Source organism: Mesorhizobium sp. B1-1-5, from assembly GCF_006443065.1.
GTDB lineage: Bacteria > Pseudomonadota > Alphaproteobacteria > Rhizobiales > Rhizobiaceae > Mesorhizobium.
The window spans coordinates 1-1,301 of the sequence record NZ_VFWS01000444.1; the positions used below are offsets into that span (position 1 = coordinate 1).

Sequence of the window (1,301 nt, forward strand, 5' to 3'; positions counted from 1 at the left end):
CCTCACTCGCTGACGATTTGCCCGGCATGTGGCCCTATTCGTGGCAAAAGCTGCCCTTCAACAAGAAGAAGGCTACCAAGTCGGACAAGGCGAAGAGCGGCGCAGTTGTCGGCCTGAAGTACGACGGCACCATAGAGATCACCTATGGCGTCGTGAAGCCGTCGGCCGAGAAATCGAGGGCGGCGAAGGGCGACGCGCCGAAGGAGAAAGCGGCGGCGACGATCTCCAACGCGATGACGCATCGCCTGTCGATCCAAGCCACGAAGGCGGCCAGCAAGGCTATCGCCGAGGAACCGCTCCTCGGTCTGGTAGCGCTGCTTGCCGGTTTTCTTGGCGGCATCCATCACGGTCCCGTCAAGGTCTCAATGAGCGGCATCGGTGGTGGCATTCCGCACGGTGAGCAGGAATCGTATTCGGGTGCGTTCGCACGCCTGTCGGCGATGTCAGATCCCGATCTGTTCAAGGTGGCCGCCGGGCTCGCCAGTCGTGCGCTCGACATGCAGTGCCACAACACTGGCAACCTGCCGTTCGATAGAGGCGCAAAGGAGCTTGCAGCCGCAATTGACGCTTCTCACATGACGGCCGCGCTGCGCGAGGCCTTCGACGCGGCCGACTACTTCGGGGGCGTCTCCAAACCGATCGTCATCACCGCGATCCGCGAGGCCCTCAATGAGGATGAGGCGCGCAAGGCCGAGAAGCTGAAGAAAGCAGAGCTCACCGCCTTCGCGCTCGCCAACGTGCCGAAGACCGGCTGGCTCCCGCCGGAGTTGCGCGCGCCAACCTACAGCGGCCCGGGCGCGATCCCGGCCCTCGCTGAGGCGCCACCAACAGCGCCCGACGACGACGATCTCGTCGACGAGGACGAAGATGAGATGGAGGAGGCCTGATCGAATGGGCCAGGCCGTCGATTTCCCAGCAAGCAACATGAAAGCTCGGCGCCCCGGTGGGCGCCGAGAACGTCTGTCTTCTGAAACGGTGATGCGCGGCTTTCTCGCTGATTATGGCGGGACGTGGAGGGTCGAGCGGTGAATATATCATCCAGCAAAAGCGGCCGTTTTCCCCCGATTGAATCCTGCGTTGATGACTTCCGTGAAGTCGGGTGGCTCAATCCCATCCGGACCATGTCCTGGGGTTTGGCGGAACAGCGCCCACAGGATCAGCGGTCGGTCTCGCTCATCCGCCTTCCCCTTCTCTGTGAGCAGAATATAGGTGTCGAGCATCGTCTCACGCTGGCGGGCATCATCCATCAGAAGCATAGAGCGCATAAAGAAACGCATTACGGCTTTAAGTACCCACAGATA

The 1,301-nt window shown here is 61.6% G+C and carries 1 protein-coding gene and 1 pseudogene; one reads left to right on the forward strand and one right to left on the reverse strand.

The window, feature by feature from the left end; translation table 11 throughout:
- Window positions 1-887 (forward strand): annotated as a pseudogene (locus tag FJ980_RS32220) (hypothetical protein); the annotation flags it as partial.
- A gap of 147 nt (window positions 888-1,034) precedes the next feature.
- On the opposite strand, the gene FJ980_RS35010 reads toward FJ980_RS32220, so the two are convergent.
- Window positions 1,035-1,301, reverse strand: a 267-nt coding sequence (locus tag FJ980_RS35010) for a hypothetical protein (RefSeq protein WP_181181392.1), incomplete at its 5' end; no start/stop codon positions are given.